Genomic DNA, 26,066 nt, shown 5'->3' with positions numbered 1-26,066 from the left:
GGAGACGGAGTCTGGAGACGGTGTCTGACACCCTGTGAGACACCGCCTCAAACTGGCGACCATCTCCCCAGGGTGTCAGACACCGTTGCGCAAGACTGGAGGTCTTGGGAGCAATGCTCGCACGATCAGGTGTCAGACACCGTTGCCGCAATTGCCTAGGCCGGCGTCTCCCGCCCGTCACGGTGCAGCATCACCAGCACACCCGTATCGCCGCGCATAGCCCGCACCGGCTCATCCTGATTCCATTGCCCCGCAATCGCCGGCGGCCCGTTGTAGACGCCCGCCGCCGTCTGCAGGGATTCCGGCGATCCGATCCAGGCGTAGACAGGTTCATGCAACCAGTCGCCCCCGGCGCGCGCCACGCCCACGTAAAGCCCGTCCACGTTGTGAGGGCAAGGCGCCTCACCCGCCTGCAACACCAGCCACCCATACGCGCCGTTCCACGCCAACCCGAACGTCAGCACATGCTGGCAAGCAAGCACTTCACGCCCCTCGGCCATGTCATAGACGCCCTCGGCCCACGTCTCGTCGCCGTCGTCATCGCGACCCACATTCGCCAGGATCCGCGCATAGCGCCCCGCCTGGCCTTCAGGCGCGGGCTCCGGGATGCCAGGCCGTTCCGACGGCAGCCAGCTCACCTCGCCGAGATCGCTGTAAACGATCGGCACCCGCACGGCCCCTTCGCCATCCACCACGCCGCGCCGCGCATCTTGCGTCAGCACGCTGATCCGCATCAAGCCGCTTGTCCACAGCTCGGCGGCATCCGCCGCCGTATCCAGCGGCGCCAGCGCGGCAAAGCTCGCATCCAGCACCGGGCGCCCCGACGCTTCGATCAGCCCCTGCATCCCATCACGCTCGGTGATGAACGCATGCAGGTCCTCGTCCCAATAAACATCGTCCCACTCGGGCGCCGCTACCCAATCGCCACGCCGGCCGACCAGACCCCACGCCTGCGCCTCGAACGCGGGCGCCAAGCCTCCGGGGCAGAACGACCCCGCGTCCTCGAAGCGCGGCGTGATCGCCCAGCCACCCGACTTGTCCACAAAGCCCAGCTGATCTCCGACGCGCGCCACCACCAGGCCCTGCGCGCAGTTCCAGGCCTCGTCCAGCGACGGCGGCAGGATCTCACGGCCGTCCGCGGCGATCAGCCCCACCTTGTCGCCAATCTGGACGCTTGCCACGTCTTCTTCAAAATCCCACACCGCGTCAAAGCGCGGCGGCACCAGCACCCGCGCGACGTTCTCCGTAACCTGCAGCAGCCCCGTGCGACCCTCGCGGCTTATCCACAGCACGCCCTCATCGGACGCGCCGCTGCGCCAGATCGCATCCCACTGCGGCGCCATCACCGGCAGCCAGCAATCGCCGTCGTTGTCGCCGTCGTTGTCGTCGTCGGACTCGGCCTCCGGATCGACCGCCCGCAGCCCCCACAACTTGTCCACACGGTAGCGGTACAACCCACCGCCTAGCCAGGCGTCGTCGTCGTCGCCACCCTCGGCAACGTAATCCTCGAAGCTGACTGTGCGGGCCGGCTCCTGTTCGTGAAAGTAAGGATGCGACAGCCCGCCAAAACCAAAGCACCAAGCCCAGCCGGAGGCGTCGCCGGCATCCTGCACGTCCAGCAGCTGGCAGATGGCGGTCACGTCGCCCAATTGCATGCCTTGCTGCAATGCATGCCAGCGTTCGTGGCACAGGGTACGCGTCTGGTGCACGTAGGCCTGCGCGCCGCCCGTATGCAGCCACGACAGTTCATTCAGATTTGCGCTTATCCACAACTCGCCTTCGCCGTCGTGTTCATCGATCAGCTCGTCCAGGTACTGCACGGCGGCATCGAATTGCAGCACGTGCGGCGCATCATCACGCGCCGCATGCGACCGCATGAACGCCGCCAATTCGCCCAGACGTGCGCGGGCGGCATGCGCATCGGCGGCGATGCCCGCTTCGTCACCGTCGACACCGCCAAGGAGGTCCTGGTCATCGGGCGCCGCACGGGACTCACCTGTCGCCAACAGCACCTGCCACAACGTCGGCAGATTGCCGTTCGCGCTGGCGATCTCCACGGGCGGCGCGCCTTCATCCTCGTCCGAACACAGAGTCAGCCAGGCTCGATTTCCCATCTTCACTTCCTTCGTTTGCGGACGCGCCCCACGACGCCCCTTTGCGGCACCCAGCGCGTCGCGCCATAAAGCCAAAGGCCAGCCCTTGCGGTGCTGGCCTTTGGTGACCCAAGCTGTGAGTTGTCAGAGAAGCTGAGAACGCACATGCTTGTTTCGTAAGGACTTTTTCATCATCGGTGGCAGCCCTCACGGTTGCTTGTGACAAAGATGTTGAAAAAAATCAGCGCTAGAGCCAAAGAAGATGAAATTTCTTTGGCGTTAAAAGCGATGCATTGTAAGCATGATGCTGCCCACAACCAGCACCGCAACACCGATCAATCGCTTCACGCGCTTGGCCGTGACGCCCTCCCAACGGACAGCACCGCATCCTTTCGCGAAGTCCGCTTCTAGAAAAATTACCCCAGGTAGCCCATGAGCATCAGATTGGCGGGGCGCAAATGCAGCGTTGCCAGAGCCTGCTGTGCTTGCTGATACGGCATAGGGAAGTGCTTGCCCCATTGGCGTAGTGCCACTGTCACGGCAGCAGCGGTCGGCATCAAGTGATCGGCGTGTTGCAGGATCTGTTGCAGGTTGGAAAGGCGAGGCTCCTGCCGGATCACCGTGTTGTCGAGCACCAAGAAGGCCCGTGCTGTGCGAGCCATATGTGCGGCATTGCAGGCCAGCTTATGTCCGACCTCTGCAGCTTGGAGGCTGCGCACAGGCTTGACTTCGACCAGCACGGCTTCGCCGGTATCAAGCACCACCTCAAAGTCCGGCGTGTAGCGCCGTAAACGCGGGCCATCCGGGTACTGCAGCGTCAACAGCTGTTCGCGGTACTGAGCGATGCGGTGATGGGCTTCAAACAGCGCGATGGCGTCACGCTCCAGCAGCCCTTCATGGTGTACCAAGCGGCCATTTTTTCTGCTGGGCACGAAGCCGCGCAGGATGCCGCCCGTTGGGCGCACGATCTCGCGGGCACGATGATTCGGAGAAGATGAGGATTGGCTTCCGTGCCAGTTTCCTCTCCAAAAGTTTTCAGGCATAGGCTCTACCATCCGCCTTGCCGTGGAGCAAAGCGGACAACGGTTTCATGCCCGAATGCAGGCAAAGCTATGCCCTCACGCGGTCATAAACCAGTGAAATCAAAGAGGTAGGAGTGGGGGAAAGCCTTGACGCTGGCGAAAGCTATGGAGATACTGCGGGTGCAAGTCGGGGTATCTTCTGATGCTCCACCAGCGGGACTGTCCGAAAGGCTGTCCCGCTTTTCTTTTGCGGCTCTACATAGAGGCCTCCAATCTGGAGCGGCGTCTTAGGCGGCGCACAGGTTCAGCCTCGATGGAGGTAACACCTGTAGTGCCTTCACCAGGTAGCTCAAGAACATCGCGAATCATGCGAATTTGCCGAGAGGACAGCGTTCGAAAGTTGTCGCGAAGAGCTTTCAGAAGCCAATAAGCCTCTTCGTGTGTGTCTAGATCAACGATGAGCTTGCGTTGCGATGCATCGGCAGCTAACAGCAACTCTTGTTGCTGCTGCTGTGTAAGTGGCAGTGCTTCTGCAAGCCGGTTGACGAATTCTTCAGCGGGTAGCCCTTTGAGTCTGCTCTCCATTGCTGAAATGTATGTCTGGTCGTATCCGATCAGCGCAGCCAAATCCACCTGCCGTATGCCGTACTTCATACGCAGAGAGTGGAGAAGATTGGCGAAGGGGCTCACGTGACTTAATAGGTGGTGTATATGTTCAAAGAGTAATTGAAGAAACCATAAAAGTCTATAAACATCAATATGATATAAATACATCACATTGATTTTTAGTGGCCTCAATGAAGGTCGCTATTCAGTTATTTTTGGATGATTCCGGCGCCTTATCTCTACCTCGTTACGAGTCTCCAGATTAAGCCAAGAAAGACGGCTTTAGGCTGTGGATTCAACCGATCGATGCAACACACTCGTTGAACATTTCAGCCGGTGAACGGTGAATCACCTGCTGCACTCGCTCTAAGAACTCACGCTTACGGGTCTTCTTAGTAGATAGGTTCAGGCTGACATCAAATTGCTGCATAGGCTTGGATGCTGTCGCACCCATGCATGCATGTGCAAGCACAAGTGCTAGTGATATATGCAGGGGTTCCTTTACACTCTGACACAGAGAAGTATTTCGTAATCAATCAGTACTTTGCCCCCCAAATTTGGTGAGGCGATCGCGTGAATTCTCTTCGATACGAAGAAGGATTGCATACAAGGGAAAAGTCGCTTGTCTATCAATATAAGCCCGCAAAACTTGGAGACGCTGGGAGCTCCTCCCGCAAGTGCGTGGGTACGCTTGCTGCGTAGCTACGGACCGACGCCACAAAATCTGACCCTGTTTGACGAGTATGTGGCAGCCGCGGTCAGCCGGGCCAAGGTCGAGCCGATCAAGCTCGCCACACCCATGCTCGAAGCAATGGTCGCGCACATCGAGTCAAAGGTTCCGGGCTCGATGCTGATCGCCGGCACCGCAGGAGACGGCAAGACCTACCATTGCCGGTCCTTGTGGACTCGACTTGGCGGAGATGCCAAGGCTTGGGCGGCCAAGGGCAACGTCAAGGAACTTCCTCTGGCAGATGGTCGCCTGGCAGTGTTCGTCAAGGACCTCTCCGAATTCGAGGGCGAGTCGAGCGACTTGTCCATGCAGCGTCTCGAAAAGTCCGTTCTCGGCGGCGATGACTCCGAGGTCGTCATCCTGGCCGCGAACCATGGCCAGGTCTTGGATCGCCTGCGCATCCTTGGTAAACGCCAAGGCGGCAGGCATCCGCTGCGCACGCCTTTGCAAGAGTGCTTCGTGCAAGCCGGTCCGGCGCCTGATCGCCTGGCGGTGTTCGACCTCAGCCGCACGACCACCCGAAAGACCATCGAAGAGGTGGCCAAGGCCGTGGCGGGGCATCCTCAGTGGAGCAAGTGCTCCCGCTGCTCCTTGAAGGCCGGCGACAAGGTCTGCCCGATCGATGAGAACCGCCGCCGACTGCTCGGCGAAGCCGATGGCGAGCAACTCGCCGGTCGCCTCGGTGACTTGGTGGAGATCGCGCGCCTGAATGGCCTGCATCTTCCGGTGCGGGATCTGCTCGCGCTCTGCGCGAACATGGTCCTCGGATACTCCGATGCTAAGGAGGCGAAGGAAAATCTCATGACCTGCGCCGACGTGGCTCAGATCCAAGAGGCGGGCCACATCGGCAAGGCCAGCATCTACGCCAACGCTTTCGGCGCGAACATTCCCAAGCGCCGGGTGTTCGATGGCCCTGTCTTCAAGGCCATGGCGTCCTTCGGGGTTGGAGAGGAAACCTCGAACGCGGCCGATGGCTTGCTGGTCTACGGCAAGGATGACGCTCGGCTGCAGTCTGATTTTGCTCGTCTGGTGGCCAGCGACCCAATCTACGGGGCCACAGCGAACTACCTCAAAGTCCAACACAACTACCTTGACGGCCACGAGGGGGCCCGGGTTGATGGCGGGGCGGCGGAGTTCATGGAGATGCTGCAAGACCAACGCCGCAGGCTTTACTTCACGCTGCCCAGCGACGAGCCTGGCTACGCTCGCTGGTCGATGACGGTCTACCGCTTCGCGGGCGATTACCTCGGTATCATCGAAACGTTGAAGGAGAAGAAGACGCAAGTCAGCGAGGCGGTCCGAGCGCGGATCGCCAAGGGTCTCAACCGCGTACTGACGGGCCTTCTGCTCGAGAACGCCGATCGCATCTTCATCGCCAGCTCCGGCGGCTTCACTCAAAGCCGGGTGAGCGTGCTTTGCGACCACGAGACCACCGCCCGGCGCCAGCAAGGCCTCGGCATGGCGATCAAACTCCGTGAATTGACGGGTCGCCCCTATCTGGAGATTCAGCTTGCCGCGGGCGTCGCCAATCGCGTGGAGTTCGATCTCACGCCGATTCGCCATGAGTTCCTAGCGCGCGTCGCGGAGGGAGCTCTTCCCGCCAGCTTCTCCAACGAGTGCTTGGAGGATTTGTTGGCCTTCAAGGCCAAGCTCCTGCGCAAGGCTGAGAACGTCCGCCTCAATGGCGTCGCGGATGACGACGAGGTGGGAGTCCAGGACTCGGCCATGACCCTTGACTTCATCGACATCGAACCCGGCGGGCGCGGCTTGGTTCGCCCCGTGACGGTGAGGGCCCCAGCATGAGTGAAATCTTCAAGCGGCCCTACATCAAGGGCGTCGAGTTTTGCGTCGACGAAAACATCTGGGGGCACCGCCTCTACGACGAGCAGTTGCCCCATCTGACCGTGCTCGAATTCTTGGGCGTCCTGGGATCGAATCTGGACAAGCCTCTGCGCCCCCATGAGGGGCTCGACGGCGCGGTGCGATTCAAGCCGCAGCGGCAGATGCGTTTGCGAGGGCTGCTCTTCAACAACCCCTACGTCGAGTCGATCGCGGACAGCCGGCTCCCCGACGAGGAGAAGTGGCGGCAATGGTTCGACAAGTTCGACCAGGGCACGACGGGCAACAGCGACTCGAAAGAGGATGTGGCCTACCTCCGCCAGTCCTTCGCCAGCTTCGACGACTTCGCGAAGGCGATCGAGCTGCTGCGCTCATCCTCATTCGAGGACCGCAGCAACAAGCGCTGGAGCTCGAAGTTCGTGTTCCCCTTCGGCCCGGATGCGCTCTTCGAGGATCTGAAGATCGACGCGAAGGGCGGTATGAGCAATGACCGGCGCTTTTTCGCGCGCTCCGGTGAGCTGCTCTATTTGATGCTGACGCGCGCCAAGAAGGGCGCCGAGCTCGGCGACATCCTGGCCAAGCGCCTCTTTGATCGCTTGGCGCCGATGAATCGGCTGACTCGCGCGCTGCAAGGAGATCCGCAGCTTCCCGAAGACCCACGCACGTCTGGCTATCTGCCCGAAGCTTCCAATCAGCGCTTCGATCTGATCTGCGAAGACTGGCTCGCGATTTTGTCGAGGGACATGCCTGTCTACGACGCCTTGGAGCATCTGATTGCGATCACGGGCCTGCATATGCTCCTCTACTTCCTTGAACGAGCCAAGCGCGTCGCGGGGGATGACGAGCCCGTCGAGTTCGTCTGCGAGATCGTCTCCAAAGATGGCCGAAAGGTGCGGGCGCTGTCGAGCGACAGCTACTTGCAGAACCAGGGTTGTCCCGAGAAGGCGATCCGCGCCCACATTGAGTCCATCCGACGAGAGAAGGCCTGGATCGATGCGGGCTCGGCTGAATTCCCTGATGCTGAGCGGGTGAAGCTGTTGCGCGAGGCCTTCCAATGGCCACCAGCCGATGACAAAGATGAAGAGGGTCTCGCGAGCCGCAAGCCAGACGATTTGATCGACATGCTTGTCAAGGATGCGCTGCCGCGCCATTCCCAGCACGTCGGCAAGATCCATGCTTCATGGTCGCGAGCGATCGGGCTCAGTTCTCGCAGGCTGTCGCGTCGCTACCGCTACGCGCCCAACGATCGGCTGCTCAAATCCATCGTCATCGCTCTCGTGGGCGAGCGCATGCAATTCGATGAGTTCCTGGCCGCGGCCAAGACCCGGTATGGGCTGGTGATCGGCGAAGTCGAAGGCGCCCGTTTAATGGACACCAAGTCCATCGACGAATCGGAGCTCACGGAGAACCGCGACAACCTCGAAGCCCGCCTTGTTGGCTTGGGGCTAGTTCGAAGGCTTTCCGACTCCTGTTCCTTTGTTGAAAACCCGTTCGCGTCTGAGGTGGAGGCTGAATGCTGACAGATCGCATCATTGGACGCGTCGGCGCGGACATCCTCGCCAAGCGCCTCGCAAAACCTTCCGAAGCGGATGACACCGTCGCGTTGTTCCGCCTCGACAGGCTCTCGTCCAGCCAGGTCGCCGCCGTGGCGCGCGCGGTCATGGCCAAGACCGATCTGTTCGCCCGGATGGATCTGATGATCCCCGAGACACTGGTGGTCGGGCAGGGTCTGCCGCCAGAGATCTTGATCGCCGAGAACGCCGGCTACGTGCGCAACAACGCCGTCACGGAGAAGGAGGCGATCCTCACTGCAAGCGGCAGCGAGCACAACCTCGCCGACACGCTCGCGCACGTTACGCCGATCGGCGCCAAGGAGATGCGCGCCGAGCCGCAGCCCTGGGTGGACGCCGCCCTCTTTACCGGCGGCCTCTCTCCGGTGGCCGACGATCGCGCGGCCTTCCAAGCCGCAATTGGCGGGTTGCTCAATGCCACTGAGCTCTCTCTGGTGCAGCTCGGCGAGTTTTGTTCCGAGATCGTCGAAGCCATCTCCACCGGCGGCTTGCCGATTCGGGACGCCGTGGGCTATTCGCTGCCCAGGGTCGGACTGCCCAAGGACAGCGGCTATTTCACCAACGCCAGGACGTTCGCCACAGCGCGAGGCCCCTGGCAGAAGGCGTTCGCGAAGCTCTTCGACCAGCGCGCTCCTCTGCTCAAGAAGCTGCGTCAGAATGGGCAGCCCCTGGATCCGGATGAAATCCAAGAGCGGATCGACGCGAACGTCAACGAGATCGATGAAGGCGCGCGCAAGGCCTTGCTGGCCTTCGCTGCGGCCTCGGCGGGAGACCAAACCACCGCCGCGGCGCTGGCTCAATTCGAGTGGGAGGTCGACGGGGTCTATCTCGCCTTCGACAAGCCGAAGGAAAAGCTCCAGGGCTTGGCTGAGACGACGCTTCGATTCTTTGAGCACGATTGCGAAGAAGAAGATTCGCTGTCGCAGGACGGGCGCAAGCATCTCGAAGATTTGAGGACGCGGGAGCGTCGCGGCGAATTCACGCCGGAGGACGAAGAATTCTTCGCTTCTCATCGCCGGTTCCTCGAGCGTGACTCCAAGCTGATGGCGCGCTGGGAAAAGGCTCTGTTCGGCAAGCCGATCGAGTGCGTGGACTTTTTCGACGGCTTTGCGCGGGTAGTCAACAACCTTCATGCAGGTTTGGACGACGCCAACGGCGAGCGGATTTTGCGATTCACCGTCAACAAGGGTCGGACCGAGTGGCGTGAGCGTTTCAACCAAGACGCCGGAAGCTATTTCTCGGCCATGTATCGCGGTCTGCGGGGGCTGATGGGATCGAAGGTGGACTGGAGGGTCACGAAAATGACCACCGCCGATCTCCCTGATCCGTTGTTCGACTTCGACAAGTTCATCGCCAAAGAGCGTGAGATCGCCGAGAGCCGCAACAAGAAGTTCAAGCCTTTCACCGGGCTCGGACGTGCGGCGCTGCAGATCAAGTTCGATGTGGAGCTGATCAAGGTCGTTGGCGGCGCCGAGACCAGAATCAACAAGACACAACTTGTCTGGAGCTACAAGCCTGGGGCGATCGGACTGTCGATGGTCGCGGACATGCGCCGCCTGTTGGAGAAGGGCGCGGTCGGCTGCACGGAAGTCCATCGCCGGCTTGTGAGCAAAAAGGGCGGCGTTCAAAACGTATCGCTTCTCGACACCAACTCACTGGAGGCCACGTATTCCACCGACGCTGGCTCGCTGGTGCCTGCGACGAACAAGTTTGGCAGCCTGGCGCGAGAGATCAAGAAGCGAATCAAGCAGCTCGTGGATGATGGACGCCTGAACAAGTCCCAGCGCGACGAGGTGCGGGCCGCTTGGGATCTCTTCGAGACGGACTACATCAAGGCGATGGAGGACTTCATCGGCTTCGGATTGCATGGAGAGGCCGTCGCGCGCCAAGCCGAGTCGTTCGGCGCGCTGCTCAACACGCTGATGACGCAAGCCCGCGGCGACATCTGCCGCTCGAAACTGGTCTCTGAGGTCCTCTCAGTGGGAACGGCCCGCGTGGCAGGCGAAAACCCGTCGTTGATCATTCCGCCGTGGCACCCCGAGCGCATGAAGGCGCTGGCGGTGAAGTCGCGCCGCGTGGCCGCTTTCGCCACCCATTTGCTCTCCAGCAATAGCATCCTTTATGGGGATCGCGAGATCTTCATGCGCGAGCTCGCCGACGAGATCGCCCATCCGTTCTATCCGGAGATCGCGGTGCTGAATGCCTACAGCTCGCCCAAGCTGGTCAGCGAAAGCAGCACGGTCAACGGATACAGCCTCTTCGAGTCGCCCATTCGCGGCGAAGAAGATGCAATGTCGGATGTGGACCCGGCCGCCGCTGCCAAGCAGGCGCGCGAGCTGCTGGAGCGCTACGTCAGCTTGCAGCCTCATGAGGCCTCGAACCTCAGCGTGGTGCTCTATAACGCCGACGCGGCCGAGCTGCCGCTGGCGACAGTGCGTGAGCTCTCTTCGATCCAAGAGTACGGCAAGTTCCAGTGCAGCGTTTCGGTGCGCCACGCCGACCAGGCGAAGCTCCGCAGCGTCTACGGCGAGCTGGTCAACAAGGCCGGGGACGATCCCGACCTTCCCGTGGTCAACGAGACCAGCGACAACTTCATCTCAAAGCTGCGCATCGCGGTGAGTCCCATCTCGTCCACTCCTAGCGAAAGCGCGCAGGGCTTCAAAGCCTTTGACGTAGCTTTCCTGCATGACGTGGTCGCTCGCTCGGCCCGAGAGGAGTGGTTGGAGGTTGCTTGGACCAACGATCGCCCCAGCCTCGATCACGCGCCATCGCGTTGGTCCTATCGCAGCGTCTCTGGCGAGGACGAGCTCAAATCGACGATGTTCCTGACTTGCCCGTGGCAGACGGCTTCGGGGTGGGCCTATGTCACCTCAGTGGCCTCAGTCTGCATGTCGAAGGACATCGAGCAAGAGAAGCGTTTCTTGCCGGCCCGGCGCATCTCGCTGCAAAGCCAGGACCTGGCGGCTCTGATCAAGGACGCACACGAGCTAGCCGAATGGGTCGCTACTTATGACGAGCTGCTCGACAAGCGTCAGCTCCAGCACAACAAGATCACTGTCGTCCGCTACCGCCGTGGCTCGACCAACGGCCGCAACATGATCGTGAGCTCGACTTCCGAGCTGCGGCTGCTGGGAGTTCTCGTGCGTCGCCGTCTCGACGAGTTGAAGCTCGGGCTCACGGCCGAAGAGCTTGGCGAAACTGCGGAGAAAGCCAAGAGCGATGCGCTTTCCGTCTCCGGAGACATCGTGCTTCGCGCGGCCAAGCGCGGCGTGTCCGCGGGAGAAATGATCGGCCTGGTCCTCAGTCGCCATCTGTTAGCCGAAGAGTTCAAGGCGCAGGCGGGCGGCGGCCAGACGTTGACCGCCTATTTCCTGCTCGACGACTACGCAAGCTGGCTCTCGCAGCCCGAAAGCCGCATTGCCGACATCCTCGCGATCAATGTCGAGGAGAAGGAAGATGGGATCCGCGTGGTCATCTCGATCGTCGAGTCGAAATACGTCGGAGCCGATGGACTGGCCGCGGCGCGCCGCAGCTCCAAGGATCAACTGCTGCAAACGCTGGACAAGTTCCGGGAAGCCCTCTTCGGCGACCCGGGTCGGCTTGACCGAGACGTTTGGCTGGCCCGCCTGGCCGACATGCTCATCGATGCCGAGATTCCGCCAGGCATGACCGGCCAGATGGAACGCGCCCGCTCGAAGCTTCGCGAGGGAGACGTGGAGATCTCGCTTCGCGGCTACTCGCAGGTCTACATCCACACTTCGGATGCAGGTTCTGGCTCGGCCTCCGAGCAAGAGCTTTTGCTCGATGAGAGTGGCGTGAAGGCCTGGCAAGAGGTCTTCGACCGGGAAGACCTACGAAAGCTAGTCGAGGCCTATGCGAAGAACGCCGGTAGCCTGGCCGCCCGAGCCGGCCTTGGCCCGCTCGAGCCTTGGTCGGGCCATAGCTTCAAGAAGCCCGCGAAACGGGTCGCCTGGCTTTCTGCGATGGGTCAACTCTCAGATGGCGCAGGCGAGGCGTCGCTGGCAATGCCGGAGGACGCGGAGTCGCCCATGGCCGTCAGCGCCCCGACGCAAGAGCCTGCGGCACCAGCGCCCACCCCCACCTCGGTCCAACCAGCCGAAACTCTGGTGCCGGCCCCAATCGCGCCGGCATTCGTGGGCGCGAACACTGGCGCTGGCCTCGCGGAACTGGTCGCCGCCAAGTTCGCGGGCGGAGCGCAGTCCGATGCCGAGCGGGAGGAGTGGGCTCAGGACTTAAGCAAGAAGCTCAAAGCCGCGCTGAATAGCTATGGGCTGCAGGCCACCATACTCGGCACGCGACTGACGCCCAATGGCTGCCTGGTCCGCCTGGCCGGCTCCGACAAGCTGCGCGTCGAAGACATCGAGAACAAACGCATGCAGCTTCTGACGACGCATGCGATCAACCTGGTGACGGTTCAGCCCAAGCCGGGAGAAATCGTGGTGACGATCGCGGGCACCAAGCGGCAGGCCGTGTCGCTTTGGGAGCTATGGTCTCGTCGCGAGCTCAACCGCAACGTCGCCGGCATCAACACGTCCTTCCTCTTGGGCCTCCAAGAGATCAACGGTGCGCTGCTGTATCTGAATCTCGGCTCGGAGTTCGGCGGGCTGTCGTCGCATGAGCCGCATTCGCTGGTGGCCGGCTCGACCGGCAGCGGCAAGTCGGTGTTGATACAGGCTTTGATCCTGGACATCGCAGCGACCAACTCCAAGGACTTGGCTCAGCTCATCTTGATCGATCCGAAGATGGGCGTGGACTACGCTCCATTGGCGGACTTGCCACACATGCGCGAGGAGATCGTCACCACTAAGGAGAAGGCAGGCGAAGTGTTGGAGGCCTTGGTCGAGGAGATGGAGAACCGCTATAGGGCGTTCGCCAAGGCCCGCGCGCGCGATCTTCCGACCTATAACGCCAAGGTCGCGCCAGAAGAGCGGCTGCCGATGGTTTTCCTGGTCCACGACGAATTCGCGGATTGGATGCTCGACGACGCCTACAAGTCGGCAGTGGGGGCAGCGGTGCAGCGTCTGGGCGTGAAGGCGCGCGCGGCCGGCATCCACTTGATCTTTGCTGCGCAGCGGCCCGACAAGGATGTGATGCCTATGCAGCTTCGTGAGAACCTTGGCAACCGTCTGATCTTGAAGGTGTCGAGCGAGGCGACATCGAAGATCGCGCTGGATCGTCCGGGAGCCGAGCTACTGCTGGGCCGAGGACACCTGGCCGCCAAACTCAACGGCGAGCAAGGCTTGGTCTTTGCGCAAGCCCCGTTTCTGTCGGACCAAGAGATTGAAGCCGCGGTGGCGGCCATCGCAGCGGACAACGGGGGCAAAGGAGGCGCTGAATGAAGATCGACGATGCGACTGACACGATCGCCAAGTTCTTCAACGACTTGATTGGCGCCTGGGTGCCCGGCGCCGTCCTAGCGGTCGGCTTGGCGCTTATGCACTTGGGCCCTGCACAGTTACAAGCGGTCTTCAAGCTCGGCGATTCGAGTGCGGCGGCTCTGACGTTCGCTGGCATCCTGTTCGCCATTGGACATGCGTTGCTTGCCCTTCACGAGCAGATCTTCAAGAGGCTGCTCGCTAAAATCGGCTTTGCCAAGCCCTTCGATGAGGCCAGCGCGAAGAAGCGGCAGTCCTACGAATGGTTCGCCGAGCTGGTCAAGGCTCAGCAGACTGGGTCAGGCGCGAAGGACTGGGGCTACAACGACCTGCGCAGCGTGGCCCTCTCCATTTCCGCGGAGGCAGCGTCGACGGGGCGCAGGTTCATGTTCATCTCGCTGCTCTGCATCGGTGTGGGAACCGCGCTGGCGATCATCGCCATCGACTTCGCAGTCTGTTCGTTGTTTTCTCCAGAGCTGCTGTTCGCCTACGACCACGCAGCACCGTGGCCAGCGCAGACGCTCTTGCTGCTCGGCCTGACGTTAGCCTTGTTCAAACACGGTGAGATTTTTTACAACCGAGCGATGGCGACGCCATTTTCGATCGCCGTCGCCGAATTGAAATTCAAGAAGGATGCCAATGCTGGCAAACCCCCCGCAACCCCTTAAGAAGATTTATCTGGCCGGCGGCTTTCGATCGAATTGGCAGGCTGAGGTTATCGCTCGCTTGTCTGGCTCATTTGTCTTGCTGGATCCCAGCGCGCACAACATCCAAGATCCCGCCGAATACACACGATGGGACCTGGAGGCCGTTCGCGAATCCGACATCGTCTTGGCCAACATGGAGGCCTCGAATCCTGGCGGCTATTCGTTGGCGTTGGAAGTCGGATTCGCGAAGGCCTTGGGCAAGCGGATTTTCATGGTCGACCAAGTCCGGGATCCCTCGGTCAGGCGCTACTTCGAGATGGTCCGCCAATGCTCCGAGCGCGTCTTCCCGACGCTTGGTGAAGCCCTCGATCATTTGTCGTTGATCGACTGACCAAGCTTTTCGAAAAAGGAGCGGCTGACCGTTAGTCGGCGCCCTCGTCGTCATAGTCTTCGTAGTCGGATAAGCCCTCATGGAGGGCAAAGTCGCCCTTCAAATGCAGGTCTAAAACGTATGCAAGGCTGCATCTTTTGATGAAGCGATCAAACTCTTTGCCATTTGTACCTTGCATGGCTTTGTAGTCATAGGACTCAAACCCGGGGCTGAACCACCTGAGCATGATTTGCATGTATAGAGATGCAACTCGACACGCGTGTCGGAGCATTAATACAAGCTCTTTGCTGTCTTCATTGCCTCCGTAGTCGGCTGGCGGTCCAAGAGGAAAAGTGCCATGCGCAACATGGTTTCGGAGGTTGCGCACCAATTGAAGGGCAAAGGTCGGCAACTTTTCGGCGCCGGCTGCGATGCCTCCTACCGCTGCGTCGTGTTCGGTCTCGTATAGCCTGAAGAGCTGGATGAAGTTGCCGCAATGGTGCTCGAAGTCACGCGGGACCGCTGCCGACCCCTCTCTTTCGAATAGATCATCAAGAAGCGCAACGGCTCGCATGCTGCTGGTCCGCTTCAGATCCCTTTTTGCTATGCCTTTCCGAACCGCCATCGGCCCGTAGAGATGGTCGAGGAAGCGGTAGGCCTCCTCCAAGCCATTGCATACGAACACGAAGCGCGTCAGCGCCGTGGCATGGGTCGTGTAGTGTTGGCCATAGTCGCGGATGCTGTCTGCCACGGGTTCGCAGTAGAAGGCATCTCCTGCGGTCGGCTCAAACTTCCAGGGATCAATCTCGACGGTTTTTAGCTGGGCGGCAAGCCTGAGCCAGTCCCCGATCGTTTCTGTCCTGATCTTCGTCGTCCCGTGTTCGCTTTCATAGGGCGACGTGTTCCCAAGGTATTGGGCAGCGAAGGCGACTTCGGTCAAATGTTCGGAAAGCCCACGGGCCGCCGCGCAAATCGGGCAAGGCTGCGGCGTGCCGAGCGGCGGGTCGTCGGCGCTCTGATTCCTATGCCGCCGCCAGCCTGTCATTTATGGCAGACGGCGCAAGAGCCGTTGCCCTCGTCGACCCCGTAGATGTCGTCAATGTCATCCGGGCAGGCCTTCACAGGTCGCAGCGGATTGATGGGGATGGCTTTGCGCATGCGGTCGCGGCGGATCTTGTATTCCGCCTCGATCTCCGCCACGCGCTCGGGCTGTTCCATATCAACAAGCGATTCGCCTTTGGACCAAGTGAAGGGCGAGCCGTGCTCTAAGGCGTCCTTCTCTAAAGCCTTGGCGGCTTCGTATGCGTCAGGGTGCTTCTCGCGCAGCCGCACCCACTCGATCTTTTGCTGGAAGAAGCAGAAGGTGCAGCCGCTGCGCGAGCGCCATTCGTAATACTTAGGGTAGCCGACGCCGGAGTTCTCCAAGATGTCGATGACGCCCGCCTTGTCGATGCCGGCCTCGCGGAACGGCAGCTTCACAAAGAGGTTCTCGGCCTTCGCTGCATAGCCCTCGCGGTAGTCCTCATCGGCGCGGATGGCCACATAGGACGTGACCTTATCGCCGGCCGCGAGCATTGGTTTGACCCACTCCTCGAACGGGGCGAGCTTCAACTTCCGAGTGCACCAGCGCGAATTTGGGTTGGGAAGAAAGTGGTTGTATTGGCGCAGCCAGAACTTGAAGTCGCGATTGGGGTTAAGCCGCAGGATCGGCTTGTGCAGCTTGCCTTCGAGCTTGGCCAGGAACTCGTAGACCTCTGGGAGCTCTTCGCCGGTGTCAGTGTAGAAGTATTCGATGTCGAGCTCGGGGTGGTTGGCGGCCATGTAGACTGCGAGCGCTGCGCTGTCCTTTCCGCCGGAGATTCCCAGAACATGCCGCTCAGCCATTGGCCGCCTCCTTGTCGATAGACGCCAGCTTCATCCCGGCCTTGGCGAGGATAGCCAGCAATACGTCGGTCCCCAAGCCTTGCCCTTCGAGCATCGAGGTGAGCTCGTCGGCCTTGGCCTCCACAGTCTTGCGATGCTTGTCTGGAATCGCGAACGAGCGCGAGAGCGTTTTTGTGTCCGAGCCTGCGCCTATGATGACCGAGATCGCTTCGCTGTGCGCCTTGCGGCCCTTCACGGCCGCGAAAGCCTCTGACTCGCGGAAGCGCCGGGCGAACTTGGCCAGTTCCAACACGGCCGCGTCGATATGGCGGTCCACCCAGTCGCGAGGAGGCCGCTCGGCCGCTAGGGCTAGGATGCCTTCGAGGGAGGCGCGCGATCCGTCGTAGTTAGTCAGGCGCGTGGCGAACCCATCCATTTGGAAATCGCCGGAGATGCCGGAGACCGACTTCGCCCGCTCGCGCAGCGCTTCGAGGTCGTCGCGGCTAGCGTCGAGGGCGGAGAGCATCTTGCCTTCGACTTCCGAGAGCATCTTGCCGTAGGCTCCGGCGAGCTCTTGCAGCGGTGCGCGCAGCGCCTTCACGTAGGCCTTGCCGTCTTCCGCGCCCAGAAGGGACGCCAGGTCGACGAACAAGACCTTGTGCGGATCGCTGGCCTTCAAGAGCATGTCGCGCATTTCCTTGGCGGTCTGCCCCAGCCGCGATGTCCGACGGGCCCAATCGGGCAGGTTGAAGACCATCGCCACCAGGCCGCGGGCGGCTTCGAGCGGGTCGGCCGCGCCGGCATTCTCGCCGATCTCGGCCAGAAGCTTCGAGATGCCTTCGAGGATCCGGTTCTTGTCCTCATCGATGGCTACCCAGCGCAGCGAGAAGCGGTCGGGGTCTTGCAGGCACTCGTCGATCTCGAAGTCAGTGAGCCGTGGCAAGAACATCCCGTCCTTGTAGACGGCGATGTTGGCCTTGTGGGCGAGGATGAAAGCCGTGAGGACCACCGGCTGGATCCCCTGCTTCATGCCGAAGGGTGCAGCGCTCCACAATGCGTAGATTTCGTGCGCACCCACACGGGCGCCGGAGTCCAAGAAGAGGGCGCGTGTCTCGTCCCACATCGCCTTGAAGCCAGTGGCGAATCGATCGTCCGGAGGCATGCAGCGCCAGGCTCCGGAGGCATCTTGGCGATGCAACTCTGTGCGTTTGAGCAACGTTTCGTAGAGGCCGCGCTCAGCCGGGTAGCCCTCGAACCCCAAAGCTTCCTGGCCTTCAGCGTTGATCATTGCATGCAGCAGGTCGCGGCGGGCCTTGACGCTGTTGCTTGACACGCTGTCGCGGTTGACCAGCTCGCTCCACACCTGCGGCGAATCTCGAAACAGCTCTTCGGCCAACTCAGAGGCTACCGGCGATAGCTTCGCGCCCGGCTCGACGACTTGATCGGATCCGTCGTGCCACTTCGCCAGGGATACTGCAGCTTGCAGTTGATCCTCCAGATTGGCACGGGTTGCCGCCAATCGAGCGTAGACCTCACGACGGGCGACGGCGTCGCCAGAGAGCTCGTGGCGATCCTTGACTTGCTCCAATGCGACTAGCTCCGCGGAGAGCTCGGCAATGCGGGCGTGGTTTTCAGGGATTCCAATCATCACCGGCCAAGGACGAAGCTTGGCGCAGGCCTGAGCGCGTTTTCTCGCGTCCCTAGGCTTCATGCCTTTGCTCGGCAGTGCAAGGATGAAGATACCGAATTCGCCCCTCTTGGGGCGGTAGTCAGCAGAAATTTTCTCGGCTTGTTCAATGCTGCATAGCGAGAGTTCCATCCAGCGCATGGAGCCCGTCTCGTGATAGTGGCGCTTGGCCACCACGGGGTGCAGGCCCATGAGCTGTGCGAGTCGGGCGTAGTCGATACCAGGAGAAGCGGCCAAGGCTTGGGCAATGGCTGCGTCGATGTCAAAGTCACTGCCCTCGAACACCGACCAAGCGCCGGTGTAGCTCTTGAAGAGAGCGACTTTGAGATCCGAGAGCTTTTTGAGGGCCGTATCGAGCTCCGCGGCGGGCCGCTGGTAGAAGAGCGAGGCAATTACCGCAGCATCAGCTGCCAGGCCTGAACCGTTGCGGAAGAGGTCAATGACAGCGATGTTCTTGATCATCGCCACGAGCAAGTCGTCGCCCGTCTTGGCCTCGGCCCGCTCGACCGCTTCAACGGCCTGCGACCAACGATGTCCATCGGGGGAGGCAAGGATCGCAGGCTCCAAGTTCGAGCGCAGATAGTCCCAGTAGTCGCTCGGTCGATACCAGCTTGCTTCACTCTTGAGCGTCGAGTTCAGATAGGAGCGGAAGCCATATGGTTCCACAGACGACAGGAAGCCGAAAGTGCTACGTTCGTTCTGTCCAAATTGCCGCTTGGATATCGGCCCCAGCAGAGCAGCCATGCTCGGGTGCAGCGGCCAGCAAGCTTCCAAAGCCTTGGCGAAGTCCTTCCCAACGGCAGGACGGCGCGAACGGATCGCTTCGGCGATTTCCTTGGATGCCTTGGGCATCCAGGGTGGGGGGCCCTCCTTAAGTTGGATTGCGCGGCCGATGAGCTCGACCACTTCGTCGCTCGCGGCCACGAAAGGGAGGTCAAGATACCGGCCTTGAACCTTGGCCCAATCGTCGCGGGTGTCGATGCCCAGGCGAGCAGAATATTGCGCGAAGGACTGATGCAGTACGCCCACGACTACTAGGCGGCCGTCGGAGCGTGCGGCTGCCTCGGCCAACTCTTGGAAAAAGTAGACATCGTCGCCAGAGCTTAGGGCGGAGGCCTCCAGAAATTTACCCATCTCGTCGATGATGACCAATACGCCATCCTGTGGCCGACCCTTGGCTTCTTCAAGAAGCTCCGCAATCAAAGATTGGGAGGTGGATTTGCTGCGGCCGTCGATGTTGCGGCCCTGCGCACGGCGCAGCGACGCATGGAGTTCGGAGACCACACTTCCACGCCGGCCCACAGCCGGTACAAGCAGCCATCCCTTGCGCACGGGGAAGACCTTGTCGAAGACGGGTTTTGAGTCCAGCCGCAACGTCTCGCGAGCCTTGATCCGCAGGTTCTTGTCAGAATGCAGCGCGCTTGCCAAGGCAACAGCCAGCGAGCTCTTGCCGCCTCCAAAAGGGCCGGTCCAGGTAAAGCAGCGTTGATTGGTGCTAGCAAGCTGCTTACACATGCCATCGATCACAGAGTTGGCCGTCGCATGGCAGATGTAGCCAGAGAGGGCATCAGCTCGACCGATATCCGCGTCGACGCGGATGGAGCGCTGGTATTGGCGCGAGATTTGCACGATGTCGGACAGTGCCAGCGGCTTATTATCAGTCATAGGCGCGCCTGATCATGTTCTTGATTTCTTCCTTGGATAGCTCTTTGCGGTGCACTTGCCTAAGGCCCGCGGAGTCGGTCCATTCGAGCTTGCGCCCGGTGAAGTCGGAGAGAGTGATGAGTCGTTGGGCGATCGACTCTTCGTCGAGTTTGAAGACCCGGCCTGGGGAGCCCTCTGCGTAGGCAACGGTCTCGAAGGCCAGCGAGCTCTGACCTTCAGCCTTGCGATCCCAGAAGTCGACGAGGGCATAGGCAAAGATACCATCGTGTAATGAGGTCTTTGGGCCACGGCGGAAGGTGTATTGGCCTTTATGGGGCTCCTGCAAGAGACCTAACTCACCAAGCAGAGGTTCGGCAAAATCTTCGGGTGAACCTCCCGTTGCACGAGGTGCATAGCTCCGAAGGCAAGTCTCCAAGTCGCGCGAGATTGTCGAAGCAGAGAGCCTGTGTTTCGGGTTGATCTCACGGGCGTAGCGTGCTAGAGGCTCTTCAAGCTCTTGGCGAGTGAATGATGGAGCAGTCACATGATTGAATAGCCAATACCACGTGGTAGAGCGAAAGCAATGGCCCGCAAGCTGCCAATGAGCAAGCCACGCTGTCGAAGGACTCTCTGCATAGGGGTCAAGGCCGCCATCGGCGAAAATTTCACGGGCAAGACCACCGACACGGAATTCGCCACTTGCTTCATCTTCATACATAAGACCGCATGCCAAGGCCCAATGTCGGATTGATGCGACCATGTTTTTGCCGACGCCGAACTCAGCGATTGCATTTGCATCTGTGAAGACGGATTTGCGGATCAAATTACCATCGATCGCTTGATCAAAGGCCTTCTTGAGCCACATTTGGCGCAGAGGAAATGTTTCGTGCCCCGAAAAATGGGCGACTGTTCCTCCGCTGACGTTTGATGTGGTTTTCATAATGGTGATTCTAGCGTGCCATCGGCTCTAACTGCTCCAACTGGTGAAGATCACCAGTTCATCTTGTTGATTGATACTGTAAATAATAACAGTGTTTTGCGGAGGGAGATTGTCGTGCGCAGTGACCCCCCGCTTGTAACTTAAGCTGTGATCTCTGTATGGATTTCCCGCAGGGTGACTTGCGGCCAGCTCAGCGGAGACATGAGCGTCACAGGGTTTCCCAGTGGCGTGGAGCGCAAATACGTGGGCTTTAACACGCTGAGCACCCGTAATTTAGGGGTGTATGGCAGTTGGAAGCATGGCGCGGGCCTGTATGCAGATGCTGCAAGTTTGGGGAATGGCAGGTATGAGGTGTGGAGCTGACGCTGGGTGGAGGGGATTGAAGGTCGCGAGTCGCTGCATAGCAGCCATAGACTTCATTTCGATTAAAAAATAGCCCGGAGCAATCCGGGCTATTTTTTTCATCAACTTTGTCAAAGGTTTTTCATCAACTTGGCAAAGTTTTCAACAATGGTGGCATTCGACACAAGCCGGCGTGCGATCAGGCGTCGATATTGCCCGCCGACAGCGCGTGCGTTTCGATGAAGTTGCGGCGCGGTTCGACGTCGTCGCCCATCAGCGTGGTGAAGACTTCGTCGGCCGCGATGGCGTCCTCGATCTGCACGCGCAGCAAGCGGCGCACCTTCGGGTCCATCGTGGTTTCCCACAGCTGCTCGGGGTTCATTTCACCCAGACCCTTGTAGCGCTGCTTGGAGATGCTGCGGTCGGCTTCGCTGCGCAGCCATTGCATGGCCTCGCGGAAGTCGGACACCGGCTGCTCCTTGCGCTTGTCGCCTTCGCCGCGAGCGGCCAGCGAGCGCGGACCGACCTTGCCCAGGAAGCTCTTGGCGGCCTTGGACAGGATGGCGTAATCCGAGCCATTGATGAAGTCGGCATCGATGATGCTGACGCGCACGTTGCCGTGGTGCATGCGCTGCACGGACAGGCGATGGCGTTCGGTGGCTTCGTCGAATTGCGGAACGACCTCGACGCCGTTGCCGTTGATGGGATCGCGCATGGCATCGGCCAGCCGCTTGGCGGAGTCCGCGGTGGACTCGGCCGTGTCCAGGTTGATTTCCACGCCTTCGGCCATGGCCGACAGCGCACCCACGTCGAACACGCGCGACAAGCGGGCGATGACGCCGTCGGCTGCCACGTATTGGCGGGCCAGGTCGTTCAGTTCTTCGCCGCGGATGATGTTGCCGCCCGAGATGATCTCGGCGTCCTTCAGGGCGAGCGTCAGCATGAACTGCGCTTCTTCCTGGTCATCCTTCAGATAGCGCTCTTCGCGGCCAACCTTGACCTTGTAGAGCGGCGGCTGCGCAATGTACACGTAACCGCGCTGCACCAGCTCGGGCATCTGACGGTACAGCAGCGTGAGCAGCAGGGTGCGGATGTGTGCGCCGTCGACGTCCGCGTCGGTCATGATGATGAGGCGGTGGTAGCGCAGCTTGTCCACGTTGAAATCGGGACCGATGCTGGTGCCCAGCGCGGTGATCAGCGTGGCGATCTGTTCGCTGGCGATCAGGCGGTCAAAGCGCGCCTTCTCGACGTTCAGCACCTTGCCGCGCAGCGGCAGGATGGCCTGGAACTTGCGGTCGCGGCCTTGCTTGGCCGAGCCGCCTGCGGAGTCACCCTCGACGATGTACAGCTCGCACAGCGCGGGGTCCTTTTCCTGGCAGTCAGCCAGCTTGCCGGGCAGGCCTGCGCCTTCCAGCACGCTCTTGCGGCGCGTCATTTCGCGTGCCTTGCGTGCGGCTTCGCGTGCACGGGCGGCTTCGACGATCTTGTTGCACAGGGCCTTGGCGTCGTTCGGGTGTTCGAGCAGCCAGGTTTCCAGCGTGCGCGCCACGGCTTCTTCAACGGCCGGACGCACTTCGCTGGACACCAGCTTGTCCTTGGTCTGGCTGCTGAACTTGGGCTCGGGCACCTTCACCGACAGCACGCAGGCCAGGCCTTCGCGCATGTCGTCGCCGGACGTCTCGACCTTGGCCTTCTTGGCCAGCTCGTTGTCGGTGATGTACTTGTTGATGATGCGCGTCATCGCGGCGCGCAGGCCGGTCAGGTGCGAACCGCCGTCGCGCTGCGGGATGTTGTTGGTGAAGCACAGCACGCTTTCGCTGTAGCTGTCGTTCCACTGCATCGCCACTTCCACGCCGACCGGCACGCCGCCGGCCGACGATTCCGTGGTGACCGAAAACACGTTCGGATGCAGCACGGTCTTGGCGCGGTTGATGTATTCAACAAAGCCCTTCACGCCGCCCGAGAACGCGAAGTTCTCTTCCTTGCCCTGGCGTTGGTCGATCAGGCGGATCTTGACGCCGTTGTTCAGGAACGAGAGCTCACGCAGGCGCTTGGAGAGGATCTCGTAGTGGTATTCGATGTTGTTGAAGATGATCGGGTCGGCCAGGAAGCGCACTTCGGTGCCGCGCTTGTCGGTCGTGCCGGTCACGGCCAGGGGCGCAACGCGCTCGCCCTGGCGGAATTCCATCTGGTGCACCTGGCCGTTGCGGCGGATGGTGAGACGCAGCCATTCGGACAGCGCGTTCACGCAAGACACGCCCACGCCGTGCAGGCCGCCGGACACCTTGTACGAGTTCTGGTCGAACTTGCCGCCGGCGTGCAGTTCGGTCATGACGATTTCCGCCGCGCTGCGGTGGAATTCGTCGTCCTTGTGGATGTCGGTCGGGATGCCGCGGCCGTTGTCCGTGACCGAGATGGAATTGTCGGTGTGGATCGTGACGACGATGTCGTCGCAATAGCCGGCCAGGGCTTCGTCGATGGCGTTATCGACGACCTCAAACACCATGTGGTGAAGGCCGGTGCCGTCGGACGTGTCGCCGATGTACATGCCGGGGCGCTTGCGCACGGCCTCCAGCCCCTTGAGCATCTTGATCGAGTCAGCGCCGTAGCCGCTGGTCTCGGGAGTGGTGTTCTGCTGATCTGACATGTCTGTATCGATAACGCTTTAAAGAACGGCCTGGCGGCCGGACCGCCCGCGGACCATCGGTCCGCAAGCGGCACAAACCCACGGGGGGAATGCGGATCAGATCCGCATGGGCATGACGACGTACTTGAACTGGTCGTCTTCGGGCAGGGTGATGAGCGCCGACGCGTTGGCATCGGGCATGACCGACCACTGGATGTTGTCGACCTTCACGTTGGACAGCACGTCGAGCAGATAGCCCACGTTAAAGCCCACGTCCAGCGCTTCATGGCTGTAGTCGATGTCGATTTCTTCCTGGGCCTCTTCCTGCTCGGCGTTCGAGGACGAGATCTTCATCTGGTTCTGCGCCAATTGCAGGCGCACGCCCTTGAACTTGTCCGTGGTCAGGATGGCGGCGCGCTGCAGACTGCCCTGAAGCGCTTCGCGGCCGACCAGGAAGTGGCGCGAGTAGTTCGTGGGAATCACGCGCGTGAAATCGGGGAACTTGCCTTCGACCAGCTTGGAGACCAGCTCGACGTCGCCAAAACGGAAACGGATCTGGCCCGGCGCCACGTCGATGGAGACGGTCTCGTCGGAGTCTTCCAGCAGGCGCTGCATTTCCAGCACGGTCTTGCGCGGCACGATGACTTCGTGGCGCTCGGCGATGCCGTCGGCTTCGGTCGAGCAGTGCGCCAGGCGGTGGCCGTCGGTGGCAACCGCGCGCACACGGCCCGGTTCAAACACCAGCAGCATGCCGTTCAGGTAGTAGCGGATGTCCTGCTGGGCCATGGCGAAATGCACCATGTTGAACAGGTGGCGCAAGGTGCGCTGCGGCATGGTCAGCGACACGTCCCACTGCTCGGGCTGAGCCACGGTGGGGAATTCGCTGGCGGCCAGCGTCTGCAGCGCAAAGCGGCTCTTGGCGGATTGCACCGACAACTTGTTGCTGGCCAGGGCCAGGCGCACATCGCCGGTATCGGGCAGGGCTTTCAGGATGTCCAGCAGCTTGCGCGCGGCCACCGTGGTGGACTCGTTGTCCTGGCCGACACCAAAGTCGGCGTGCGTGGTGATCTGCACTTCCAGGTCGGTCGCAATGAAGGCAACCTTGTTGCCTTCCTTGCGCATCAGGATGTTCGCAAGAATGGGCAGGGTATGGCGTCTTTCGACGATGCCCGCCACAGTCGACAGCGGTTTCAGCAATGCATCGCGTGTGGTTTGTACGAGTTGCATGTTCATCCTTTTAGAGTTTGTTCCAACACGTGCAGGGTATGGTTGAGCTCCGCTTGCTTGGCGCGGGCATCGGAAATCTTGCGAACGGCGTGCAGCACCGTGGTGTGATCACGGCCGCCGAATAAATCGCCGATTTCCGGCAGGCTTTTCTGGGTCAGCTCCTTGGCCAGGTACATCGCAACCTGGCGCGGCAACGCGATATTGGCCGGCCGGCGTTTCGAGTACATGTCGGCGACCTTGATCTTGTAGAAGTCCGCCACCGTCTTCTGGATGTTTTCCACGGTGATCTGGCCGTTGGACACCGACAGCAGGTCCTTGAGCGCTTCCTTGCAGACATCCACCGTCAGCACGTCGCGGCCGTGGAAGCGCGCGTAGGCCAGGACCTTGCGCAGCGCGCCTTCCAGTTCGCGCACGTTGCTGCGCAGGTGCTTGGCGATGAAGAAGGCCACTTCCTCGGGCATGGGCACGCCTTCGGACTCGGCCTTGCGCAGCAAAATTGCCACGCGCATTTCAAGTTCCGGCGGCTCGATGGCCACCGTGAGGCCCGAGTCAAAACGCGAGATCAGGCGGCTGTCGATGCCCGACAGTTCCTTGGGGTACGTATCGCTGGTGATGATGATCTGCTTGCGCTGCGCGACCATCGCCTCGAACGCGTAGAAGAATTCTTCCTGCGTGCGGTTCTTGCCGGAGAAGAACTGGATGTCGTCGATCAGCAGAAGATCGAGCGAATGGTAGTAACGCTTGAAATCGTCGAACGCCTTGCGCTGGTACGCCTTGACCACGTCGGACACGTATTGGTCGGCATGCACATAGCGCACGCGCACCCCGGTGCCCGCCGCAACCATGGCGTTGCCGATGGCGTGGATCAGGTGGGTCTTGCCCAGGCCGACGCCGCCATACAGGAACAACGGGTTGTACGAGGTGCCGGGATTTTCCGCGACCTGCAACGCCGCCGCGCGCGCGAGCTGGTTGGCCTTACCGGTCACGAAGTTCTCGAACGTGAGGTCGGTGTTCAGGCGCGATCGCTCGTACACGATGTTGGCGGCGTCCGCGTTCACGGCCTGCGCAGCGGCAGTCGTGGCGGGCGGGGGCGGGGCGGTCGTCACGGTGACCGTCACGGGCGGCGCGGCGCCGGAAGGGGGCGCAGCGGACGGGTGCGGTTGCTGGACTGGCTGCTGCGCACGCACGGGCGCGACCGGCATACGCGGCGCGGTCCCTTGCGAAGGCAGCTCGAACAGCACCTGCACCGGTCGCTTGAACCACTCCGCGGCCAACGCTTCGATCTGGTGGGAAAAGTTTTTGCGCACCCAATCCAGCTTGAAGCGGTTGGGCGCGGCAACGCGCAGCACCGCCTGCGTTTCGTCGTACGCAAGCGGGACCAGCGGTCGTATCCACGCGCTGATTTGTTGGGGGGGGAGTTCCTGCTCAAGACGACTGACGCAGGTCTGCCAGAATTCTTTCAT

General features: G+C 61.1%; 16 protein-coding genes. 6 read left to right on the top strand and 10 right to left on the bottom strand.

Annotated features, from left to right (window positions below; all coding sequences use genetic code 11):
• Nucleotides 1–155 precede the first annotated feature (155 nt).
• Nucleotides 156–2,114: a WG repeat-containing protein gene (locus tag AB3147_RS00080; protein WP_367351173.1), complete on the bottom strand. Its 1,959-nt coding sequence runs from the start codon at nucleotides 2,112–2,114 to the stop codon at nucleotides 156–158.
• A gap of 207 nt (nucleotides 2,115–2,321) precedes the next feature.
• Between AB3147_RS00080 and AB3147_RS00075 the strand changes: the two genes are divergently transcribed.
• The gene (locus AB3147_RS00075; RefSeq protein WP_367351172.1) at nucleotides 2,322–2,504 is read left to right on the top strand and encodes a hypothetical protein; all 183 of its coding nucleotides are present in this window, start codon (nucleotides 2,322–2,324) and stop codon (nucleotides 2,502–2,504) included.
• Nucleotides 2,505–2,509: 5 nt separating this feature from the next.
• Here the strand turns inward: AB3147_RS00075 and AB3147_RS00070 are convergent, their stop codons facing one another.
• Nucleotides 2,510–3,136 (bottom strand): TnsA endonuclease N-terminal domain-containing protein, encoded by a 627-nt coding sequence (locus AB3147_RS00070; protein ID WP_367351171.1) that lies wholly within the window; start codon nucleotides 3,134–3,136, stop codon nucleotides 2,510–2,512.
• Between the two features lie 234 nt (nucleotides 3,137–3,370).
• Nucleotides 3,371–3,805, bottom strand: a complete 435-nt coding sequence (locus AB3147_RS00065) for a helix-turn-helix domain-containing protein (protein ID WP_367351170.1) — start codon at nucleotides 3,803–3,805, stop codon at nucleotides 3,371–3,373.
• A gap of 607 nt (nucleotides 3,806–4,412) precedes the next feature.
• Between AB3147_RS00065 and AB3147_RS00060 the strand changes: the two genes are divergently transcribed.
• The 5 genes from AB3147_RS00060 to AB3147_RS00040 are packed head-to-tail and all read left to right on the top strand — an operon-like array spanning nucleotide 4,413 to nucleotide 14,295.
• On the top strand, nucleotides 4,413–6,254 hold the full coding sequence (locus AB3147_RS00060) for a hypothetical protein (RefSeq protein ID WP_367351169.1): 1,842 nt from the start codon (nucleotides 4,413–4,415) through the stop codon (nucleotides 6,252–6,254).
• Nucleotides 6,251–7,810: a hypothetical protein gene (locus tag AB3147_RS00055; RefSeq protein WP_367351168.1), complete on the top strand. Its 1,560-nt coding sequence runs from the start codon at nucleotides 6,251–6,253 to the stop codon at nucleotides 7,808–7,810. The genes AB3147_RS00060 and AB3147_RS00055 overlap by 4 nt, the downstream gene beginning before the upstream one ends.
• Nucleotides 7,804–13,221, top strand: a complete 5,418-nt coding sequence (locus AB3147_RS00050) for an FtsK/SpoIIIE domain-containing protein (protein WP_367351167.1) — start codon at nucleotides 7,804–7,806, stop codon at nucleotides 13,219–13,221. The genes AB3147_RS00055 and AB3147_RS00050 overlap by 7 nt, the downstream gene beginning before the upstream one ends.
• Nucleotides 13,218–13,925, top strand: coding sequence for a hypothetical protein (locus AB3147_RS00045; RefSeq protein WP_367351166.1), 708 nt, complete (start codon nucleotides 13,218–13,220; stop codon nucleotides 13,923–13,925). Before AB3147_RS00050 ends, AB3147_RS00045 begins: the two co-directional genes overlap by 4 nt.
• Entirely contained in the window at nucleotides 13,897–14,295 is a 399-nt protein-coding gene (locus AB3147_RS00040; RefSeq protein WP_367351165.1) for a nucleoside 2-deoxyribosyltransferase domain-containing protein, read from the top strand. The genes AB3147_RS00045 and AB3147_RS00040 overlap by 29 nt, the downstream gene beginning before the upstream one ends.
• A gap of 31 nt (nucleotides 14,296–14,326) precedes the next feature.
• Here AB3147_RS00040 and AB3147_RS00035 read toward each other — a convergent pair whose 3' ends face one another.
• The 7 genes from AB3147_RS00035 to dnaA all read right to left on the bottom strand — a co-directional run.
• Nucleotides 14,327–15,319 carry a hypothetical protein gene (locus AB3147_RS00035; RefSeq protein ID WP_367351164.1) on the bottom strand — a complete coding sequence of 331 codons (993 nt, stop codon included), beginning with the start codon at nucleotides 15,317–15,319 and terminating at the stop codon, nucleotides 14,327–14,329.
• Nucleotides 15,316–16,158: a phosphoadenosine phosphosulfate reductase domain-containing protein gene (locus AB3147_RS00030; protein WP_367351163.1), complete on the bottom strand. Its 843-nt coding sequence runs from the start codon at nucleotides 16,156–16,158 to the stop codon at nucleotides 15,316–15,318. Before AB3147_RS00030 ends, AB3147_RS00035 begins: the two co-directional genes overlap by 4 nt.
• On the bottom strand, nucleotides 16,151–19,489 hold the full coding sequence (locus tag AB3147_RS00025; RefSeq protein WP_367351162.1) for an ATP-binding protein: 3,339 nt from the start codon (nucleotides 19,487–19,489) through the stop codon (nucleotides 16,151–16,153). The genes AB3147_RS00030 and AB3147_RS00025 overlap by 8 nt, the downstream gene beginning before the upstream one ends.
• Nucleotides 19,482–20,408, bottom strand: coding sequence for a DUF4007 family protein (locus tag AB3147_RS00020; RefSeq protein WP_367351161.1), 927 nt, complete (start codon nucleotides 20,406–20,408; stop codon nucleotides 19,482–19,484). The genes AB3147_RS00025 and AB3147_RS00020 overlap by 8 nt, the downstream gene beginning before the upstream one ends.
• Nucleotides 20,409–20,949: 541 nt before the next feature.
• Nucleotides 20,950–23,397 carry a DNA topoisomerase (ATP-hydrolyzing) subunit B gene (gene gyrB, locus AB3147_RS00015; RefSeq protein WP_286896578.1) on the bottom strand — a complete coding sequence of 816 codons (2,448 nt, stop codon included), beginning with the start codon at nucleotides 23,395–23,397 and terminating at the stop codon, nucleotides 20,950–20,952.
• A 96-nt stretch (nucleotides 23,398–23,493) separates the two neighbouring features.
• A complete protein-coding gene (dnaN, locus tag AB3147_RS00010; protein ID WP_175124835.1) occupies nucleotides 23,494–24,603 on the bottom strand; it encodes a DNA polymerase III subunit beta in 1,110 nt (369 codons plus the stop codon).
• A gap of 2 nt (nucleotides 24,604–24,605) precedes the next feature.
• Nucleotides 24,606–26,066, bottom strand: a 1,461-nt coding sequence (gene dnaA / locus AB3147_RS00005) for a chromosomal replication initiator protein DnaA (protein ID WP_175136956.1), incomplete at its 5' end; no start/stop codon positions are given.

It is taken from the genome of Achromobacter animicus, assembly GCF_040775605.1.
Taxonomy (GTDB): Bacteria; Pseudomonadota; Gammaproteobacteria; order Burkholderiales; family Burkholderiaceae_B; genus Achromobacter; species Achromobacter animicus.
The sequence above is the reverse complement of the archived record's forward strand: the minus strand, read 5'-3'. Positions and strand labels throughout refer to the sequence as shown.

Bases quoted from the DNA above. Each gene is read 5' to 3' on its own strand.
- AB3147_RS00075 (WP_367351172.1), top strand. From the start codon at position 2,322: ATGTTGAAAAAAATCAGCGCTAGAGCCAAAGAAGATGAAATTTCTTTG.
- AB3147_RS00070 (WP_367351171.1), bottom strand. From the start codon at position 3,136: ATGCCTGAAAACTTTTGGAGAGGAAACTGGCACGGAAGCCAATCCTCA.
- AB3147_RS00035 (WP_367351164.1), bottom strand. From the start codon at position 15,319: ATGACAGGCTGGCGGCGGCATAGGAATCAGAGCGCCGACGACCCGCCG.
- AB3147_RS00040 (WP_367351165.1), top strand. From the start codon at position 13,897: ATGCTGGCAAACCCCCCGCAACCCCTTAAGAAGATTTATCTGGCCGGC.
- AB3147_RS00080 (WP_367351173.1), bottom strand. From the start codon at position 2,114: ATGGGAAATCGAGCCTGGCTGACTCTGTGTTCGGACGAGGATGAAGGC.
- AB3147_RS00050 (WP_367351167.1), top strand. From the start codon at position 7,804: ATGCTGACAGATCGCATCATTGGACGCGTCGGCGCGGACATCCTCGCC.
- AB3147_RS00020 (WP_367351161.1), bottom strand. From the start codon at position 20,408: ATGAAAACCACATCAAACGTCAGCGGAGGAACAGTCGCCCATTTTTCG.
- dnaN (WP_175124835.1), bottom strand. From the start codon at position 24,603: ATGCAACTCGTACAAACCACACGCGATGCATTGCTGAAACCGCTGTCG.
- AB3147_RS00045 (WP_367351166.1), top strand. From the start codon at position 13,218: ATGAAGATCGACGATGCGACTGACACGATCGCCAAGTTCTTCAACGAC.
- AB3147_RS00025 (WP_367351162.1), bottom strand. From the start codon at position 19,489: ATGACTGATAATAAGCCGCTGGCACTGTCCGACATCGTGCAAATCTCG.
- AB3147_RS00030 (WP_367351163.1), bottom strand. From the start codon at position 16,158: ATGGCTGAGCGGCATGTTCTGGGAATCTCCGGCGGAAAGGACAGCGCA.
- AB3147_RS00055 (WP_367351168.1), top strand. From the start codon at position 6,251: ATGAGTGAAATCTTCAAGCGGCCCTACATCAAGGGCGTCGAGTTTTGC.
- gyrB (WP_286896578.1), bottom strand. From the start codon at position 23,397: ATGTCAGATCAGCAGAACACCACTCCCGAGACCAGCGGCTACGGCGCT.